The organism is Polyangium sorediatum (genome assembly GCF_029946465.1).
Classification (GTDB): domain Bacteria; phylum Myxococcota_A; class Polyangia; order Polyangiales; family Polyangiaceae; genus Polyangium; species Polyangium fumosum.
The window spans coordinates 182,382-201,042 of record NZ_JARZHI010000014.1 but is presented as its reverse complement, the minus strand read 5'-3'; the positions used below and the strand labels follow the sequence as shown (position 1 = coordinate 201,042).

The following is an 18,661-nucleotide window of genomic DNA, read 5'->3' as shown; positions in this document are numbered from 1 at the left end:
GTTCCGCGCGGAACGTTTTGGTTTATTCGCTCGCGATGGCCGGCGGCCGCGGACCCGCCTTGCGGAGTGGGATCTCGCGGGTGAAGATCGCGAGGACGAGCGCGATGAGCCCGAGCGGGAACGCCCCGTCGAAGACACGCGTGACGGCCCGCGCGAAGGAGACGCGCACGGCGCGGTCTCCCGCGCGGCCGAGCTCGAGGGCCCGCGCTTCTTCGCGCGCGAGGGCCTCGGCGTCGGCGGAGGGCTCGCGGCGGAGGGCGTCGTACGTCGTATGGACCTCGTCCGCGAAGCGATCCTGCGCAGACCGGGGGACCTCGCCGGCGCCCTCCTCGACCATGCCGCCTTTGCGCAATCGATCCACGTCGAAGACGGCGTCGAACGGGGGACGCACCGCGGCCGGGACGTCCGCGCGCACCGGGCCGAGTGTATCGACGAGCCCGTGCGCGAGCGTGGTCGCGAGGACGATGCCAAAAATCGCGCTGCCCACGACCTGCCCGAGCTGCTGGAAAAACTGCCGTCCCGCGGTGGCCGTGCCGACGTGGTTGGAGGGGACGGCGTTCTGGATCGACAACGTGAGCATCGGCATCGCGGGGCCCATGCCGCAGCCGAAGACGAAGACGCAGAGGCCGATGGTCCGGAGCGTGCTGTCTGCGCTGAGCGTGCGCAGGAGGAAGAGGCCGACGCACGTGAGCACGAGGCCGCACACGATCACGCTCTTGTAGCGGCCGGTGCGGTGGACGAAGCGCGCGCTCAAGATGGAGGTCGGAACGATGGCGGCCGTGAGCGGCAGCATGGCCATGCCTGCGGCCCGCGCCGTCGCGCCGAGCGAATTGACGGCGAGCACGGAGATGAACAAGAGGGCCGCGAAGAACGCGGCGCCGACGCAAATCGAGGTGAGCGTCACGAGGACGAAGATACGATTGCGGAAGAGCGCGAACGGGATGATCGCGTGGGGGTTCTTCCGCTCGACGAGGATGAACAGGACGAGGCCCACGAGCGAGAGGCCGAGCATCCCGAGCACCCCGGGCGCGAGCCAGGCCGCGAGCGGTCGATCCCCGCGTAACGTGAGCAGGAGCGGGACCGTGGCGACGACCAGGAAAAGCGCGCCGAGCCAGTCGACCTTGCTTTCGAGGCCGCTGTGCAGGCGCGGCATCTTGGCGAGGATGAACGTGACGGCCAGGGCGCCGAGCGGCAGGTTGATGAAAAAGACCCAGCGCCAGCCGACGCCGTCCGTGAGCGCGCCGCCGAGGACGGGGCCGATGATGCTCGCGAGCGCGAAAACGGCGCCGAAGATGCCCTGATACCGCGGCCTGTCCGCAGGGGCGAAGATGTCGGCCGGAACCGCGAACGCCGTGGAGGTGATCGCCGCGGCCCCGAGGCCCTGGACGCCCCGGGAGACGACGAGCGCGAGCATGGAGGGCGAGAGGCCACAAAGGACCGAGCCCACGAGGAAGATGGCAATCCCGGTGAGGAGGATCGTTTTCCGACCGAGGCTGTCCGAGAGCTTGCCGTAAATGGGCACCATCGTGGTGCTGGCGAGCAGGTAGGCCGTCGAGGTCCAGGCATAATACTCCATGCCCCGGAGCTCACCGACGATACGCGGCAAGGCCGTGGCGACGATGGTTTGATCGAGCGCCGCGAGGAAAAGCGCCATCATCACGCCCACGAGCACGAGGGCCTTCGTGCGGGGCGCGAGCGTGCTCGCGTAATCGATGCGCTCGCCGTCAGGCATGGAGGGGGTGGTGGTAGCAGAAAGGGCCATGGCGTCACGCAGCGCGGGTGACCGAGGTCACGCCGCCGAGGTCGCCCTGGAACACGAGCGCTTCGAGCGCACGGGCCGCGACCTTGTCGTGTTTGAGCTTCTGGATCTCGGCGGAGGCGCGGCGGGCGCGGGCCCGGAGCGGTTCGTCCGCGAGGAGCGCCACGAGCTCGTCGCGGATCGTCTCGGGCGTGGCTTTGTCGAGGGGCAAATGGCGGCCGAGCCCCGCGCGCTCGACGAGCGACGCATTGAGGATCTGATCGCCGAAGAGCGGAACGACGAGCATGGGCAATCCATGGAGCAATGCCCGCCCCACCGTGCCCCAGCCGCCGTGCGTGACGAGCGCGCGCGCCTCTGGGAACACGACGTCGTGCGGGACGTAGCGCTCGATGCGAATGTGTTTGCCGAGGCCCTCGGGGACGTCGGCCGCGCTCGCCGCCGTGCCGAGGACGGGGACGTGGAGCGGCGCGACGGCTTCGAGCACGCGCCGGAACAGGCCATTGTCCTTGCCCGTGGTCGTGGTGCTGACGACGACCGTGCCGGGCTCGACGCGCGGCGCTTCCTTGCGAGATCCCGAGACGACATTGAAGGTCGTGGGGCCGACGAAGCTCTGGTGGTCGCGGAGCGCGACGTCCCCGGCGAGGCCGCGGTGCGCCATGATGATGTGCAGGTGCGGCGAGGCCATGGCGGAGACGAGGTCCGAAGCGCCGCGGGCATACGGAGGAAGGCCGAGCTTTTCGCGGTCGGCGCGGAAGGAGACGAGGCCGTTCAAGAGGGCGTGTTGCACGGCGGGGAGCTTGCCGAGGGGGCGTAGCTTCGACGACGCCTGGAACACCAGGGGCAATTCGTCCCGCGTGAGGACCGTGCCCATGTTGCCGGCGCTCGCCCAGGGGATCCCCGCGCGCTCGGCGGCGAAGGCCGCGCCGTAATCGAAGAAGTCGTACACGACGCAATCGACGCGCTCGCGGCGCAAGACGGGCGCGAGCTCTTGCGCGAGCAGGACGTTCCTCGCCTGGAAAAAACCTCGCATGAACGGGAAATGCAAGAGCCGCGGCATCCACGCAGGCAGGCCGAGGTGCGGCGTGTGCGCGGAGAAATCCTGCACATCGACGATTTGCTCGTAGGGGACGAGCTCGGCGCCGGCCGCCTTCACCTCGGCCGCCCGGTCGGCCTTCGTCTTGAAGAGCACCCGATGGCCCCGCGAGGTGAGCTGCTCGGCCAGGTCGAGGACACGAAGCAGGTGGCCCGACGCCGTCGAGCTGGTCAGCAAAAACGTCCCGGTCCTCGGTGCATCGTCGCGCATCGCCCTGCTCCTCTCCCCGCGGCGTAACCGCAACTGGCAGTTGCGATGATGTAGCAGGCAACATCACCATGGCAACTAGGAGTTGCGATTGGGTTCGACAAGTCCGGGGAAGTTGGCTTCACTGGGCGCTTGTGATGCGATCGGCGGGCGTGGACAGGTCATGAAGGAGAAGCTGAGTTCTTCCGAGCGGCGGGCGCTGGTGCGGGGGGAGCCGGTCGTGCGAGGGGTCCTCACGGCGACGCTGGAGGAGCTGGCCGAGGTCGGCTACGAGGCGCTGCGGATCGAGGACGTGGCCACACGCGCCGGGGTGAACAAGACGACGGTGTATCGGCGCTGGCCGACGAAGCAGGACCTCGTCCGCGCGGCGTTCCAATCGATCACGGTCGATCGCGCCGTCACGCCGGACACGGGCTCGCTGCGCGGCGATCTGATCGTGATCGCGCGGCACATCGCCACGCAGGCGAGCTCGCCCGAGCTCTTGGGCCTGCGGCGGCTGCTCTTCGCCGAGGATCGGGACGCCGATCTCGTGGCCATCGCGCAGTCGATCCACGAATCGATGGAGGCGTTGCCGCGCCCGGTGATCGAAGCGGCCGAGGCGCGGGGCGAGCTCGCCCCCGGCATTGACGCGACCCTGATATTCCGCTCGCTCGCGGCGACCATTCACCACCGGCTCGGGCTCGAGCGCCGGCCGATCGACGAGGGGTTTCTCGCAGGGCTCGTCGAGCTCTTGCTCGTCGGCGCCCTCGCCCCGGACAAACGGGTGTAGACGCGCGGCTCAGGCGCGCGGCGGGAGGGCGATCCGGCGCTGGTTCTCCGCGAGCCACGCGGCGAAGGAGCGGAGGTTCGGGTTCAGCACGCGTGTCCGCGCGACGTCCCGGAGGCCGCAATAGTCGGCCTCGAAATCACGCTTGAACTGGAACATGTTCGCGAGGTCGTCCACGCCGGGGATATCGAGGCGGCGGTAGACGTCCAGATCGATGGCGTTGTAGCGGACCTCCTCGCCGGCGATGGCCGAGAACGCGGCCGCGAGTTCGCTCCCGGTGAGGTGGTCGCTCGCGACGCCGAGGCGTTGCCCGATGAAATCGGCGCCGCGCTCGAAGATGCGGTACGCCGCGCGCCCGATGTCCTCCGTCGCGATGCCCGGCAGCCTGGCCGGGCCCAAGGGCATGGTGAGCGCGAGGCGGCCGTCCTCGCCGCGCTGCGGGCCCATGCCGAGGTGAATGAAGTTTTCCCAGTAAAACGCGGTGTGAAAGAACGTCGTCGGGACGCCGAGATCGAGGAAGGTCGTGTCGGCTTCGCCCTTCGCGTCCATGTGCGGGACCTTGTATTTTCCGCGCAGCGTCGGGATGCGGCCGTCCGCGAGCGGCACCCACCTGCGCGTGTCCTCGATCGTCGACCAGATCACGTGCTCGACGCGCGCGTGCAGCGCCGCCCGGGCCATCGCGCGTGCTTGTTCGGTCTCTTTTTCCGGGGAAGCGTGGTCCCAAAAAAACGTGACGCAGTACGCGCCGTGCGCGCCCTCGAACGCGCGGCGCAGGCTCGCCTCGTCGTCGAGGTCGGCGGCGACGACCTCGGCGCCGAGGCCACGGAGCTCCTTCGCGGCGGGCGAATCGACGTTCCGCGTGAGGGCGCGGGCGCGAAAGGCGCCACTCGGATGGGCGGTGATGGCGCGGACCAGACCTCCGCCCTGCGCGCCCGTGGCGCCGACGACGGCAATGACGCGTTTCGTTGAGCTCAAGACTCCCTCCTCTTTCCTCGGCGCGCACTCTGGCACGCTTCGTCCTGCCCCGAAAGTCTTCGGCATGGTACGCTCTTCGTATGGGGCTTTACGTTGGCCATTTCGATTTCACCGCGCAACTGTTGTGGACGGTCCCCGCGCTGTTTTCCCCGGAGGAATGCGCGTCGATCCTCGACGGCGCGCAGGGCGGGGCCTGGCTGCCGGCGACGGTCAACGCCGAGGAGGGGCGTGTCGTCGATCCCCGCATTCGATCGAGCACCACGGCGGTCCTGCGTGATCCCGCGCTCGCGGACGAACTCTTTCGCCGGGTGAAACCCCACGTGCCCGAGCGCATGACCACCGAGCTCGGCGCGCGCGGCCGCGTCGCCATGCACCTCGCGGGGATCTTTCTCCCGCTCCGGATCTACCGGTACGAGGTGGGGCAGCATTTCGGCCTGCACCAGGATCAATCCTACGCGGGCGAGGGCGGGACGCGGAGCCTGCTCACGCTGATGGTGTATCTGAACGAGGGGTTTGCCGGCGGCGCGACCGAATTTCCCGAGCAAGAGCGCATCATCGTCCCGAAAACCGGCGACGCGCTGCTCTTCCAGCACATGCTCCTCCACGCGGGAAATCCCGTCACCGACGGCACGAAATTCGTCCTCCGCTCCGACGTGCTCTATCGACCGGTCCCTTGATCAAAAGGCACGAAGGGCCGCAAATCCCGACAAATTGACGAGCAATTTCACGACCGGCAGGGACGCTCCGCCGCCCGTGTTCTTCCTGCGAGCCCGACAGGGCCCGCGCTCGGAAGCGAACACCGAAACACGTAAGGAGCTGCCATGCCCGGACACCACGTCCTGTTCGTCCTGTCTTTCCTCCCCGCGCTCGCCGCGCTGCTCGCCCCCTCCACGACGCGCGCCGAGGAGCCCACGAGGCCTTTCGGATCGCGCGGCCAGGTCGCGCTCGACGACATCGTGTCGCTCAGCGCCGGCGGCAGCCCCCTCGGCTACCCGCTGGTGTTGCCTCTCGGCAGCGGGAGCGGGAGCTTCGGGCTCGGGTACAGCGGCATCGCCGGGTATACGCGCTCGACCACGAGCCGCACCCCGGGGCAGCCGGGCGGCAACGAGAGCACAACCGACATGGTGTGGCTCGCGCCTTCGCTCGACGTCTTCGTCGGGAGCCATTTCTCGATCGGCGGCACGGTCGCCGCCTCCTACGCGCGCGGGTCGCAGGAGGTGGTCAAGTTCGACGGGCGGACGCTGCGCTCGGAGGGGAGCGGATTCGGCTTCGCGATCGCGCCGCGCGTCGGATACGTGGTCCCGCTCGGCGCGTCGTTCGCGCTCTGGCCGCGCCTCACGCTCGCCTACGGCGGCGGCGACACCGAATACGAGGGGGAGACGCCCGATGCCGCCTTCCTATCGTCCAATCGCAGCATCCGCGGCATCGCCGAGCTCGGCCTCGTCGCGCGGATCCATCGCTACGTGTACCTCCGCGCCGCGCCCAGCCTCGTCGTCGCGGCCTCTCGCTCCGGCGGGACCACATCCGCCGCGATACTTTCGACCGACGACCAGAGCTTCACCGTCCGGCTCGGCGCGACCGCCGGCCTCGGGATCCTGCTCGGAAATTGATGGATTCCTCGGGCTCCCAGCAATGATCGGTCGGGTGCGGACGGATTGCCGCACCGGGTCGAACCCGTACCGCGACGCACCAGGCAAGGAAGAAATTGCTGCATCGCAGCAAGATGGACTGTGCTTCGGACGTCGATCGCCGTACGATCGTAGGCTGTGAAGCATCAGGCGCCGCCGCCCCGCCAGGGCCTCTACGACCCGCGCAACGAGCACGACGCGTGCGGGCTCGGGTTCATCGCCCACATCAAGGACAAAAAGAGCCACGCGATCGTCGCGCAAGGCCTCGAGATCCTGAAGAACCTGACCCACCGCGGCGCCACCGGCGCAGACCCTCTGCAAGGCGACGGCGCGGGCATCCTGCTGCAGATCCCGCACGCCTTCTTCGTGCGCGAGTGCGCGCTCGCCGGCATCACGTTGCCCGAGCCCGGCGAGTACGGCGTGGGCATGATGTTCCTGCCGCAAGATCCCGGCGCGCGCGCGGCCTGCGAGCACGAGGTGGTGCGCGCCATCGTCGCCGAAGGGCAGGAGGTCCTCGGCTGGCGCGACGTGCCGGTGAACAACCACGGCCTCGGCGAGGGCGTCAAAGCGAGCGAGCCCGTCATCCGGCAGGTCTTCGTCGGGCGTGGCCTCTCCACGCCGGACGTCGAGGCCTTCGAGCGCAAGCTCTACATCATCCGCAAGCGCGCAGGCCACGCGATCCGCGCGCTCGGGATCTCGCGCGCGGGGCAGTTCTACGTGCCTTCGTTTTCAGCGCGGACGATCGTGTATAAGGGCATGCTGCTCGCGCACCAGGTCGGCGAGTTCTACGTGGACCTGAAGGACAAGGCGGTCGAGTCCGCGCTCGCGATGGTGCACCAGCGCTTCTCGACGAACACGTTCCCCTCGTGGGATCTCGCGCATCCGTTCCGGCTCATCGCGCACAACGGCGAGATCAACACGCTGCGCGGCAACGTGAACTGGATCCGCGCGCGCCAGCAGAACATCGCCTCGAAGCTGCTCGGCGACGGCTTGCAGAAGATCTGGCCGCTCATCTACGACGGCCAGTCGGACTCGGCCTCGTTCGACAACGCGCTCGAGCTGCTCTACTTCGGCGGCTACTCGCTGGCGCACGCGATGATGCTGATGATCCCGGAGGCGTGGGCCACGAACCCGCTGATGGACGAGCGCCGGCGCGCGTTCTACGAGTACCACGCGGCGCTGATGGAGCCGTGGGACGGGCCCGCGGCGATCGCGTTCACGGACGGGCGGCAGATCGGCGCCACGCTCGATCGGAACGGCCTCCGGCCCGCGCGGTACCTGCTCACGGACGACGACTACGTGATCCTCGCCTCCGAGGCGGGCGTGCTCGACATCCCGGAGCGCAAGATCGTCAAGAAATGGCGCCTGCAGCCGGGGAAGATGTTGCTCATCGACCTCGTCGAGGGGCGCATCATCGACGATCAGGAGCTCAAGACGAAGCTCGCGAAGCACAGGCCCTACCAGAAGTGGCTCGATCGCACGCAGCTCCGCCTGGAGAACATCCCGATGCCGGACTACGTGCCCGTGCCCGACAGCGACAAGCTGCTCGATCGGCAGCAGGCGTTCGGCTACACGCAGGAGGATCTCCGGCTCGTGATGGCGCCGATGGCGGCGACCGGCGAGGAGGCCATCGGCTCGATGGGCGACGACACGCCGCTCGCCGTGCTCTCCGATCGGCCAAAGCCGCTCTTCGGTTACTTCCGGCAGCTCTTCGCGCAGGTGACGAACCCGCCGATCGATCCGATCCGCGAAGAGACCGTGATGTCGCTCGTCTCGTTCATCGGGCCGCGGCCGAACATCCTCGCCCTCGACGAGAGCGGGCCGAACATGCGGCTCGAAGTGCACCTGCCCATTCTCACGTTCGAGGACATGGAGAAGCTGCACCGCGCCGAGGAGCTCACGAAGGGGCATTTCCGGTCGGTGGTGCTGTCGATCTGTTATCCGGCCGCGTGGGGCGCCGACGGGATGGAAGCGGCCCTCGGAAAGCTCTGCGCGGACGCCGAGGACGTGGTGCGGGGCGGCGGCGTGAACATCCTGATCCTGTCGGATCGGGACGTCGGGCCGGATCACATCGCGATCCCGGCGCTGCTCGCGGTGAGCGACGTGCACCAGCACCTCGTGCGCGCGGGCCTGCGGACGCGGACGGGGCTCGTGGTCGAGACGGGCTCGGTGCGCGAGGTGCACCATTTCGCGCTGCTCGCGGGCTACGGCGCCGAGGCGATCCACCCGAACCTCGCGTTCGCCACGCTGGCGACGCTCGGTGATCTCTTGCCGGCGGGGATGTCCCACCAGGATGCCTGCGCGAAGTACATCAAGGCGATCGCGAAGGGGCTGCTCAAGGTCATGTCCAAGATGGGCATCTCGACCTACCAGTCCTATTGCGGCGCGCAGATCTTCGAGGCGGTCGGGCTCGCCTCGGCCTTCGTGGACCGTTATTTCACGGGGACGGCGACGGCCATCGAGGGCGTCGGTTTGCAGGAGATCGCCGAGGAGACCGTGCGGCTGCACCGGCTCGCGTTCGGCGACGCGCCGCCCTACGGGAACACGCTCGACGCCGGCGGCGACTACGCCTACCGCGTCCGCGGCGAGGCGCACATGTGGACGCCCGACGCGATCGCCAAGCTCCAGCACGCGACGCGCACGAAAAATCCCGCGACGTACGAGGAATACGCGCGGCTCGTGAACGACCAGAGCGAGCGGCTGATGACGCTCCGCGGACTCTTCGAGATCAAAGAAGCGGATCCGCCGATCCCGCTCGCCGAGGTGGAGCCTGCGGCCGAGATCGTGAAGCGTTTCTCCACGGGCGCGATGTCGCTCGGGTCGATCTCGCAGGCGGCGCACACGACGCTGGCGATCGCGATGAACCGCATCGGCGGCAAGTCGAACACGGGCGAGGGCGGCGAGGATCCCGCGCGCTACGTGCCCTTGCCGAACGGCGACTCGATGCGCTCGGCGATCAAGCAGGTGGCGGCGGGTCGCTTCGGCGTGACCACGGAGTACCTCGTCAACGCCGACGACATCCAGATCAAGATGGCCCAGGGCGCCAAACCCGGCGAAGGCGGGCAGCTCCCGGGGCACAAGGTCTCGAAGTACATCGCGCAGATCCGGCACTCCGTGCCGGGCGTGGGGCTGATCTCGCCGCCGCCGCACCACGACATCTACTCGATCGAGGATCTCGCCCAGCTCATTCACGACCTCAAGAACGTGAATCCGCGGGCGCGCATCAGCGTGAAGCTCGTGTCGGAGATCGGCGTCGGCACGGTGGCCGCGGGCGTGGCCAAGGCGCATGCGGATCACGTGACGATCTCGGGGCACGACGGCGGCACGGGCGCCTCGCCGCTCTCGTCGGTCAAGCACGCGGGCGGGCCGTGGGAGCTCGGGCTCGCCGAGACGCAACAGACGCTCGTCCTGAACCGGCTGCGCGGGCGCATCGCCGTGCAGGCCGACGGGCAGATGAAGACGGGCCGGGACGTGGTGATCGCGGCCCTGCTCGGCGCGGACGAGATGGGCTTCGCGACGGCGCCGCTCGTGGTGGAGGGCTGCATCATGATGCGCAAATGCCACCTGAATACGTGCCCCGTCGGCATCGCCACGCAGGATCCGGAGCTCGTGAAGCGCTTCGCGGGGCAACCCGAGCACGTGGTCAATTACTTCTTTTTCGTGGCCGAGGAGGTGCGCGGGTACATGGCCCGGATGGGCTTCCGCACCTTCGCCGAGATGGTCGGCCGATCGGACAAACTCGACACGCGGCGCGGGATCGCGCACTGGAAGGCGAAGGGGCTCGATTTTTCGCGCGTGTTTTATCGGCCCGAGGCGCCTGTCGGCGTCTCGATCCGCTGGACGGAGCGGCAGGATCACAGCCTCGAGCACGTGCTGGATCACCGGCTCATCGACGAGGCGCAGCCGGCGCTCGTCAACCAGGTGCCCGTCGCGTTCGACGTGCCGATCCGCAACATTCACCGCGCGGCCGGGGCGATGCTCTCCGGCGAGGTCGCGCGGCGGTACGGGCACGCGGGGCTCGCGGACGACACGATCCGGATCCGCGCCCGCGGGACGGCCGGCGGCAGCTTCGGCGCGTTCCTCGCGAAGGGGATCACGCTGGAGCTCGAAGGGCAGGCGAACGATTACGTCGGCAAAGGCCTGTCGGGCGGCCGGATCATCGCGTATCCGCCGCGCGATTGCCCCATCGTGCCGGAGGAGAACATCATCGTCGGCAATACCGTGCTCTACGGCGCGATCTGCGGCGAGGTGTATTTCCGCGGCGTCGCGGGCGAGCGGTTCGCCGTGCGAAACTCCGGTGCGACGGCGGTCGTCGAGGGGATCGGCGATCACGGGTGTGAATACATGACCGGCGGCACCGTGGTCGTGCTCGGCAAGACCGGGCGCAACTTCGGGGCCGGCATGAGCGGCGGCGTGGCGTACGTGCTCGACATGACCGGGGATTTTCGATTGCGATGCAACCTCTCGATGGTGGCCCTGGAACCGGTGCAAGGCGCCGAGCACCTGCCGCCGGGCGGCGTCCGACACCTCGGGCGCGCGGACACGGAGATCGTCCAGGGCCTGCTCGAAAAACACTTTTTCTACACGGGCAGCGCGCGGGCGCGGGCGATCCTGGACGATTTCGCCGCGTACCGGTCCCATTTCGTGAAGGTGATGCCCCACGAATACCGCCGCGCGCTCGCCGAGCACGCGGCCGAGGAGGCCGCGAAGGCCGCTCCCGCGGTGGTGACGGAGGTCGTGGCCCATGGGTAAGGTGAAAGGCTTCCTGGAAATCCAGCGCAAGGACCCGGAGCTCGTGCCGGTGCACACGCGTATCCAGCGATATGAAGAGCTCGTCCTGCCGATGGCGCCCGTCGAGGTGAGCCGGCAGGGCGCGCGTTGCATGGATTGCGGCATCCCGTTTTGCCACAACGGGTGTCCCGTGAACAACGTCATCCCCGACTGGAACGACCTCGTCTACCGCGGAAAATGGCGGCACGCGCTCGACGTGCTGCATTCGACGAACAATTTCCCCGAGTTCACGGGGCGCGTGTGTCCCGCGCCGTGCGAGGCGGCCTGCACGCTGAACATCAACGATCAGGCCGTCACCATCAAGACGATCGAGCAATCGATCGTCGATCGGGGCTGGGAAGAGGGCTGGATCGTGCCGCAGCCCGCCGCGCGCAAGTCGGGCAAGCGTGTCGCGGTGGTGGGCTCGGGGCCGGCGGGGCTCGCGTGCGCGCAGGAGCTCGCGCGCGCCGGGCACGAGGTCACGGTGTTCGAGAAGAACGATCGGGTCGGGGGATTGCTCCGGTACGGGATCCCCGATTTCAAGCTGGAGAAGCGGCACGTCGATCGCAGGCTCGATCAGATGCAGGCCGAAGGCGTGGTGTTCCGGACGGGCGTGCACGTGGGCGTGAGCCTGCCGGCGAAGGAGCTGCTCGACGGGTTCGACGCGGTCGTGCTCGCGGGCGGCTCGGAGGCGCCGCGGCCGCTCGAGGTGCCGGGGCGCGACTTCGACGGGATCCATTACGCGATGGAGTACCTGACCCAGCAGAACAAGCGCATCGCCGGGGACGAGGTGCACGCGCAGATCGTGGCGACGGACAAACACGTGGTCGTGCTGGGCGGCGGCGACACCGGGTCGGATTGCATCGGCACCGCGGTGCGGCAGGGCGCGCGATCCGTCACGAACTTCGAGCTCATGCCCGAACCGCCGGCCCATGAGGACAAACCGCTCACGTGGCCGTACTGGCCGATGAAGCTGCGCACGTCGAGCTCGCACGCGGAGGGCTGCACCCGCGATTTCGCCATCGCGACGAAGGGGTTTTCCGGCACGAACGGCAAGGTCGGCGTGCTCCACGCCGTGCGGATCGACTGGAACAAGGACCCGAGCGGCGCGCTCCGGGCCGAGGAGGTCCCGGGCTCGGCGTTCGACGTCCCGGCGGATCTGGTGCTGCTCGCGCTCGGATACGTGCACCCGGTACGCAAAGGGATGCTGGAGGAGCTCGGCGTGGCCCTCGACGGGCGCGGAAACGTGAAGGCCGATATGCGGAGTTACCGGACCTCGAACCCGAAGGTGTTTGCCGCGGGGGACATGCGTCGTGGTCAATCGCTGGTGGTGTGGGCGATCCGCGAGGGGCGCGACGCAGCGCGGGCGGTGGACGCCCATTTGCGGGGCCATTCGAACGGGTCGTGACGCCGTGATACCTTGCGCCGGATGAAGGCGCGTTACGAGCTGTATTACTGGCCGTCGATCCAGGGGCGAGGGGAGTTCGTCCGGCTCGCGTTCGAGGAGGCGGGCGTCCCGTACGTCGACGTCGCCCGCCTGCCCGTGAAGCAGGGCGGGGGCGTCCGCGCGATGAGGAAGCTCCTCGAAGGCGCAGGGCCCGGGCTCGCGCCGTTCGCGCCGCCGTTCCTCAAGGTCGGCGATGTTTTGCTCGGGCACACGGCGAACATCCTGCTTTACCTCGGCCCGCGGCTCGGGCTCGTCCCCGACGACGAGGAGAGCCGCCTTGCCGCGCATCAGCTCCAGCTCTCGGTCACCGATTTCGTCGCCGAGATCCACGACACGCACCACCCGATCGCGTCGAGCCTCTATTATGAGGACCAGCGAGCTGCGGCGAAGAAACGCGCGGCCCTCTTCCGAAAGGAGCGGCTGCCCAAGTTCCTGCGCTATTTCGAGCAGGCGCTCGAAAGGAGCGGCGGCGCGCACTTCATGGGCGCTTCGATCTCGTACGTCGACCTCTCGATCTTCCAGGTGATCGAGGGCCTGCGGTACGCGTTTCCGAATGCCATGGCGCACGCCGAGCGGCACGCGCCAAACCTCGTGGCGCTCGCGGGCGCCGTGGCCACGCGCCCCCGGATCGCCGCGTATCTCGCGTCCCCGCGGCGGCTGCCCTGGAGCGAAGAGGATATTTTCCGTCATTACCCGGAGCTCGACGCGAAGCGGTGAGGCGTGCGCGAGCGAGCGCCGAAGACAGCGCTTGTTTTGCCGGGCGATCGGTGGTGGGCTAGAAGACGCTGGCGCGGCGAGGAGCCGAACGGGAAGCCTTGGGGTGAGCAGCGGGGGCAGGACGGGGGATGGCCACGGAGTTCGAGCGGCTCTACCGGAGCATCTTCGAGCACGCGTTCGACGGGATCCTCGTCGCGGACGACGAGGGGCGCCTCCTCGACGTGAACCCGCGCGCCTGTGAGCTTTTGCGCGCCCTTCGCGACGAGCTCTTGCAAGCGACCGTGTTCGATCTCCGGCCCCCCGAGCTCGCGGCAGAGCTCCGCGAGGCGTGGCCGGTGTTCCTCGAAGCAGGACGCTTCAAGGCCGAGGGGCCGTTCCGGCGCGCCGACGGGACCACGTTCCTCGGCGAATTCGTGGCGCAGGCGCATTTCATGCCGGGCAGACACCTCGTGTCCCTCCGCGACGTCAGCGCGCGCGCGCAATCCGAGGAGGCGCTGCGCCTGAGCGAGCAGCGCCTCGCCCGCGCCCAGCGGATCGCCCAGATCGGGAGCTGGGAGTGGGTGGCCGCGACGGACGAGACGACCTGGTCGGACGAGATTTTCCGCCTCTTCGGCCTCCCCCCCTCGGACGAAAAAAAACCCTACGGCGAGTTCCTCGCGTTCGTGCACCCGGACGACCGCGCGCGCGTGGACGACGCGGTGCAACGGGCCCTCCAAGGGCTCGCGACCTATTCGATCGATCACCGCATCTTCGCCGCCGACGGGGTCGAGCGGATCGTGCACGCGGAGGGCGACGTGGTCCGCGACGAGGCGGGGCGCACGCTCGGCATGACCGGGACGATGCAGGACGTGACCGTGCAGCGGCGGGCGGACATGGCGCTGCAGAAGAGCGAGCTTCTCTTCCGGCAGGTGCTCGAGACCTTGCCGGTCGGGGTGTGGGTCTCTGACGAGCACGGCACGTTCGTCCTGGCGAACCCCGCGACGCGACGTATCTGGGGTGGGCTCGTCGGCCCCGAGCGGCTCGGCGAATACAAGGCGTGGTGGGCCGCGACGGGCGAGGAGGTGAAGCCCGACGAATGGGCGCTCACCCGCGCGGTGCGGACGGGGGAGAGCACGCAGAACGATCTCGTCGAGATCGAGGCCTTCGATGGCCGCCACAGGCTCATCCTGAACTCGGCGGCGCCGGTGCGTGACGCGGAGGGGCGTATCCTCGGGGCCTTCGCCATCAACGACGACGTGACCGAGCAGCGGCAGCTCGAAGCGGAGCGCGAGGCGCTCGTCCGCACCCTCTCGACCGAGCGGCGCTGGCTCCGGACGGTGATCGACGGTTCGCCGATCGGAATCGTGCTCTGCGAGCTGACCGAGGCGCCGCGCTTCATCCTGAACCGGCGGGCCGAAGAGCTGCTCGGCGTGACCGGGCCCATCGAGGACGTGCTCGGCCTGCTCCGCGAGCGGCTCCACCACCCGGACGGCTCGCGCGTGTCGCACGGGGACTTGTCGATCGAGCGGGGCCTGCGCGGCGACGTGGTGACCGGTCGCGAGCTCGTGGTCCGTATCCCCGACAAACCCGACGTGCCGATCTTGACGAATGCGTCGCCCATTCGCAGCGAGGAGGGCCGGATCCTCGGGGCCGTCGTGACCTACGAGGACATCACGTCCCTGAAGGAGCTCGAACGATTGCGGCAGGAATGGACGAGCGTGGTGGCGCACGACCTGCGCCAGCCGGTCACGACCATCATGACCCTCGCGTCGATGCTCGCGCGCCTGCCCGATCCCACGGCGCGCCGGCGCGCCGAGCGGATCGTCGCGAGCACGGAGCGGCTCGAACGGATGATCGGCGATCTGCTCGATCTCTCGCGGATCGAGGCCCACCGGCTCACGCTCGTGCGCGCGCCGACGGATGTCCCGGCGCTGCTCGCGCACGTCATCGAGGCGAGCGAGGCCTGCGAGCGCGTGACGCTCTCGATTTGCGGCGAGCTGCCCGCCGTGTCGGTCGATGCGCAGCGGATCGAGCAGGTCGCGGAAAACCTCCTGTCGAATGCGCTCAAATACGGCGCGCCGGGGACGCCGATCGAGGTCGTCGCGGAGGTGCGCGGCGGCGAGATCGTGGTGACGGTGCGCAACCAAGGGCCGGGGATCACGGCCGAGGACATGCGGGCCTTGTTCGAGCGGTTCCAGCGGGGGCACGCGCGCGGCAGCACGATCAAAGGGCTCGGGCTCGGGCTTTACATCGTGCGGGGCCTCGTGGAGGCGCACGGGGGGCGGGTCGAGGCCGAGAGCGTGCCCGGCGAGACCACGACCTTTTCGTTTTCCTTGCCCATCACCGCGAGACCCGAGGGCGCGCAGACGGACTGAATCGCGCGCGTCCTCGTCTCCGGGATCAAGCGGTCAGCCGAGCGAGCCCGAGGGCGCGACGTGGGACGAACCCTCCCATTCGAATGGCATTGGTAGCGTGACAGACTGCCGTGGGCATGTCTTACTGTATGAGATACAGGCGCTCATCCGCGCGCGGCGGAGCGCATTGGGGAAATTATGGTGGGGGCCAACGATGTCGTCTTTTCCGATCACGCAGGTGCATTTGCCAAACTCGCAGCGGGCCTTCTGAGCAGCGAGATCGAGCCACGCGACGCGCACCGGCTCGCGGTCGAGCTCGTGGCATCGGCGCTCGACGCAGACGTGACGCTCGTCTACGGCCTCGGCGGGGACGAGCGGATGCTCGCCGTCTCGGCGCATCGCGGCGCCCCCGAAGCGCTGCTCGCCCGCATCGGCTCGCTCCCGCTCGAATCGGCGAGCCTGGCAGCCCGGGTGGCGCGCGCGCGGAAGGCTGCGGACGTCGATATCGCAGCCAAGGACGTCCTCGTGGACCTGCGCGTGGCCGCCGAGCTCGGCTGCGGCCAGCGAGCCCTGGCGGCGCCGCTCGTATCCGAGGAGCGTCTGCTCGGCGTGCTGGTTTGCTTCACGCCGCGGGCCGAGAGCGGCCGGGATCGAGCCTTGCCCATGCTCTCGGCGCTCACCGGTTTGATCGCGGCCTCGCTCTCGGCCGCGACCCAGGCGACCCTGGGGCACGATCGGAGGTACCGGAAGCTCTTCGAGCACGCGCTCGACGGCATCATCGTCACGGACGACGAAGGGCGCCTGGTCGACGTCAATCCGCGCACGTGCGAGCTGCTCCGCGCCTCGCGGGCCGAGCTCTTGCGGCGAACCTGGGTGGATCTCAAGCCCCCCGAGCTCGCGTCCCAGGTCCGGGCGAACTGGTCCCAATTCCTCCTGGTAGGGCGCTGGAACGCCGAAGGACCGTTCCGGCGCGCCGACGGCACGACGTTCGTCGGGGAGGTCACCGCGCAGGCCCATTTCATTCCGGGCAGGCACATGGGGATCCTCCGGGACGTCACGGCGCGCAAGCAATCCGAGGAGGCGCTTCGCCGGAGCGAGGAGCGCCTCGCCCGCGCCCAGCGGATCGCCCGCATCGGGAGCTGGGAATGGGACATCGACACGAACGAGGTCGCCTGGTCGGACGAATGCGACCGTCTCTTTGGCCTGCCCCCCGGCGCCGGCAAGATGACCTACGAGCAGTTTTTCTCGTTCGTGCACCCGGACGATCACACGGAGGTGGACGAGGCCGTCCGGCGCGCCCTCGGCGGGTCGCTCTCGTTTTCGATCCATCACCGCACCCTCGCGCACGACGGGCGGGAGCAAATCGTGCACGCGGATGGCGACGTGATCCGCGACGAAGCGGGGCACCCGATCCGGCTCTGCGCGACCGTGCGGGACGTGACCGAGCAGCGTCGCGCGGAGAGGGCGCTCCAGAAAAGCGAGCTCCTCTTCCGGCAGGTGCTCGAGACCTTGCCGGTCGGGGTATGGGTCTCCGACGAACGCGGCCAGCTCGTCCTGGTCAACCCCGCCGGACGACGTATCTGGGGCGGGGCACGGCTCGTCGGGCCGGAGCCGTTCGGCGAAGAACACAAGGCGTGGTGGGTCGCGACGGGCGAGGAGGTCAAGCCCGACGAATGGGCGCTCCACCGCGCGATACGGAGCGGCGAGGCCACGCTGAACGATCTCCTCGAGATCGAGGCCGGAGGCGGCCGCCACAGGCTCGTCCTGAACTCGGCGGCGCCGGTGCGAGATCCGCAGGGACGGGTCCTCGGGGCGTTCGTCATCAACGACGACGTGACCGAGCAGCGGCGGCTCGAAGCGGAGCGTGAACGGCTCGTTGATGCCCTCTCGACGGAGCGACGCTGGCTCCGGGCGGTGATCGACCGCTCGCCCATCGGAATCGTTCTCTGCGAGCTGGAAAAGGGGGAGCGGTTCGTGATGAACCGGAGGGCCGAGGAACTGCTCGGCGTGACCGGGCCGATCGAGGACGTGCTTGGCCTGATGCGGCAGCGGGTCCACCTGCCGGACGGCTCGAAGGTGCCCCATGAGGACCTCTCGATCGAGCGGGGCCTGCGCGGCCAGATGGTGACCGGACGGGAGCTGCTCCTCCGGGTCCCGGGCAAACCCGACGTGTCGATCTTGACGAGCGCGTCTCCCATTCGCAGCGAGGGGGGCCAAACGCTCGGGGCCGTCGTGACCTACGAGGACATCACGTCCCTGAAGGAGCTCGAACGATTGCAGCAGGAATGGACGAGCATGGTGGCCCACGACCTGCGCCACCCCGTCACGACCATCAAGACCCTCGCGGGGATGGTCACGCGCTCCTCGGCCGACCCCACGGCGCGCTACCGCGCCACACGGATCGTCGACAGCGCGGAGCGGCTCGGGCGGATGATCGGCGACCTGCTCGATCTCTCCCGGATCGAGGCCCGCCGGCTTTCGCTCGTGCGCGCGCCGACGGACGTCTCGGCGCTGCTCGCGCACGTCATCGAGGCGAACGAGGCCCGCGAGCGCGTCACGCTCTCGATCCGCGGCGAGCTGCCCGCGGTCTCCATCGATGCGCAGCGGATCGAGCAGGTCGTGGAAAACCTCCTCTCGAATGCATTCAAATACGGCGCGCCCGGGACGCCGATCGAGATCAGCGCGCAGGCGCGCGGCGGGGAGGTCGTGGTGGCGGTGCGCAACCAGGGGCCGGGGATCACGGCCGAGGACATGCGGGCCTTGTTCGAGCGGTTTCAGCGAGGGCGCGCGCACGGCGGCGCGATCAAGGGGCTCGGGCTCGGGCTTTACATCGTGCGGGGGCTCGTGGAGGCGCACGGGGGGCGGGTCGTCGCCGAGAGCGTGCCCGGCGAGACCACGACATTCTCGTTTTCCCTGCCTGTCCCGACGTGGCCCGAGGGTGCGGAGGTGGGCTGAGGGGCGCCGCC

The 18,661-nt window shown here is 69.0% G+C and carries 11 protein-coding genes; 8 read left to right on the top strand and 3 right to left on the bottom strand.

The genetic code is table 11. From position 1 onward, the window contains the following. Positions 1 to 22 precede the first annotated feature (22 nt). A complete protein-coding gene (locus QHF89_RS18495) occupies positions 23 to 1,762 on the bottom strand; it encodes an MDR family MFS transporter (protein ID WP_136972720.1) in 1,740 nt (579 codons plus the stop codon). Positions 1,763 to 1,766: 4 nt separating this feature from the next. Next, complete coding sequence (locus tag QHF89_RS18490) at positions 1,767 to 3,062, bottom strand: glycosyltransferase (RefSeq protein ID WP_136972719.1); 1,296 nt, start codon at positions 3,060 to 3,062, stop codon at positions 1,767 to 1,769. A gap of 160 nt (positions 3,063 to 3,222) precedes the next feature. Between QHF89_RS18490 and QHF89_RS18485 the strand changes: the two genes are divergently transcribed. Next, positions 3,223 to 3,828 (top strand): TetR/AcrR family transcriptional regulator, encoded by a 606-nt coding sequence (locus QHF89_RS18485; RefSeq protein WP_136972718.1) that lies wholly within the window; start codon positions 3,223 to 3,225, stop codon positions 3,826 to 3,828. 9 nt (positions 3,829 to 3,837) lie between these two features. Here QHF89_RS18485 and QHF89_RS18480 read toward each other — a convergent pair whose 3' ends face one another. After that, a complete protein-coding gene (locus tag QHF89_RS18480) occupies positions 3,838 to 4,800 on the bottom strand; it encodes an NmrA/HSCARG family protein (protein ID WP_284720653.1) in 963 nt (320 codons plus the stop codon). 80 nt (positions 4,801 to 4,880) lie between these two features. Here QHF89_RS18480 and QHF89_RS18475 point away from each other — a divergent pair, with 80 nt between their 5' ends. The 7 genes from QHF89_RS18475 (at position 4,881) to QHF89_RS18445 (ending at position 18,650) form a co-directional block, all read left to right on the top strand. Beyond that, entirely contained in the window at positions 4,881 to 5,477 is a 597-nt protein-coding gene (locus QHF89_RS18475; RefSeq protein WP_136972716.1) for a prolyl hydroxylase family protein, read from the top strand. Between the two features lie 144 nt (positions 5,478 to 5,621). Continuing rightward, positions 5,622 to 6,410: a hypothetical protein gene (locus QHF89_RS18470; protein ID WP_136972715.1), complete on the top strand. Its 789-nt coding sequence runs from the start codon at positions 5,622 to 5,624 to the stop codon at positions 6,408 to 6,410. A 156-nt stretch (positions 6,411 to 6,566) separates the two neighbouring features. Further along, the gene (gltB, locus tag QHF89_RS18465) at positions 6,567 to 11,180 is read left to right on the top strand and encodes a glutamate synthase large subunit (RefSeq protein ID WP_136972714.1); all 4,614 of its coding nucleotides are present in this window, start codon (positions 6,567 to 6,569) and stop codon (positions 11,178 to 11,180) included. After that, positions 11,173 to 12,606 carry a glutamate synthase subunit beta gene (locus tag QHF89_RS18460; RefSeq protein WP_136972713.1) on the top strand — a complete coding sequence of 478 codons (1,434 nt, stop codon included), beginning with the start codon at positions 11,173 to 11,175 and terminating at the stop codon, positions 12,604 to 12,606. The genes gltB and QHF89_RS18460 overlap by 8 nt, the downstream gene beginning before the upstream one ends. 21 nt (positions 12,607 to 12,627) lie before the next feature. Next, positions 12,628 to 13,362, top strand: coding sequence for a glutathione S-transferase (locus QHF89_RS18455; RefSeq protein ID WP_136972712.1), 735 nt, complete (start codon positions 12,628 to 12,630; stop codon positions 13,360 to 13,362). Between the two features lie 128 nt (positions 13,363 to 13,490). After that, a complete protein-coding gene (locus tag QHF89_RS18450; RefSeq protein ID WP_136972711.1) occupies positions 13,491 to 15,716 on the top strand; it encodes a PAS domain-containing sensor histidine kinase in 2,226 nt (741 codons plus the stop codon). A gap of 177 nt (positions 15,717 to 15,893) precedes the next feature. Further along, complete coding sequence (locus QHF89_RS18445; RefSeq protein WP_136972710.1) at positions 15,894 to 18,650, top strand: PAS domain S-box protein; 2,757 nt, start codon at positions 15,894 to 15,896, stop codon at positions 18,648 to 18,650. The last annotated feature ends 11 nt before the right edge of the window (positions 18,651 to 18,661 follow it).

Excerpts from the sequence above, each read along its gene's own strand:
- QHF89_RS18455 (WP_136972712.1), top strand. The coding sequence starts at position 12,628 with ATGAAGGCGCGTTACGAGCTGTATTACTGGCCGTCGATCCAGGGGCGA.
- QHF89_RS18485 (WP_136972718.1), top strand. The coding sequence starts at position 3,223 with ATGAAGGAGAAGCTGAGTTCTTCCGAGCGGCGGGCGCTGGTGCGGGGG.
- QHF89_RS18490 (WP_136972719.1), bottom strand. The coding sequence starts at position 3,062 with ATGCGCGACGATGCACCGAGGACCGGGACGTTTTTGCTGACCAGCTCG.
- QHF89_RS18475 (WP_136972716.1), top strand. The coding sequence starts at position 4,881 with ATGGGGCTTTACGTTGGCCATTTCGATTTCACCGCGCAACTGTTGTGG.
- QHF89_RS18450 (WP_136972711.1), top strand. The coding sequence starts at position 13,491 with ATGGCCACGGAGTTCGAGCGGCTCTACCGGAGCATCTTCGAGCACGCG.
- QHF89_RS18495 (WP_136972720.1), bottom strand. The coding sequence starts at position 1,762 with ATGGCCCTTTCTGCTACCACCACCCCCTCCATGCCTGACGGCGAGCGC.
- QHF89_RS18470 (WP_136972715.1), top strand. The coding sequence starts at position 5,622 with ATGCCCGGACACCACGTCCTGTTCGTCCTGTCTTTCCTCCCCGCGCTC.
- QHF89_RS18460 (WP_136972713.1), top strand. The coding sequence starts at position 11,173 with ATGGGTAAGGTGAAAGGCTTCCTGGAAATCCAGCGCAAGGACCCGGAG.
- QHF89_RS18445 (WP_136972710.1), top strand. The coding sequence starts at position 15,894 with ATGGTGGGGGCCAACGATGTCGTCTTTTCCGATCACGCAGGTGCATTT.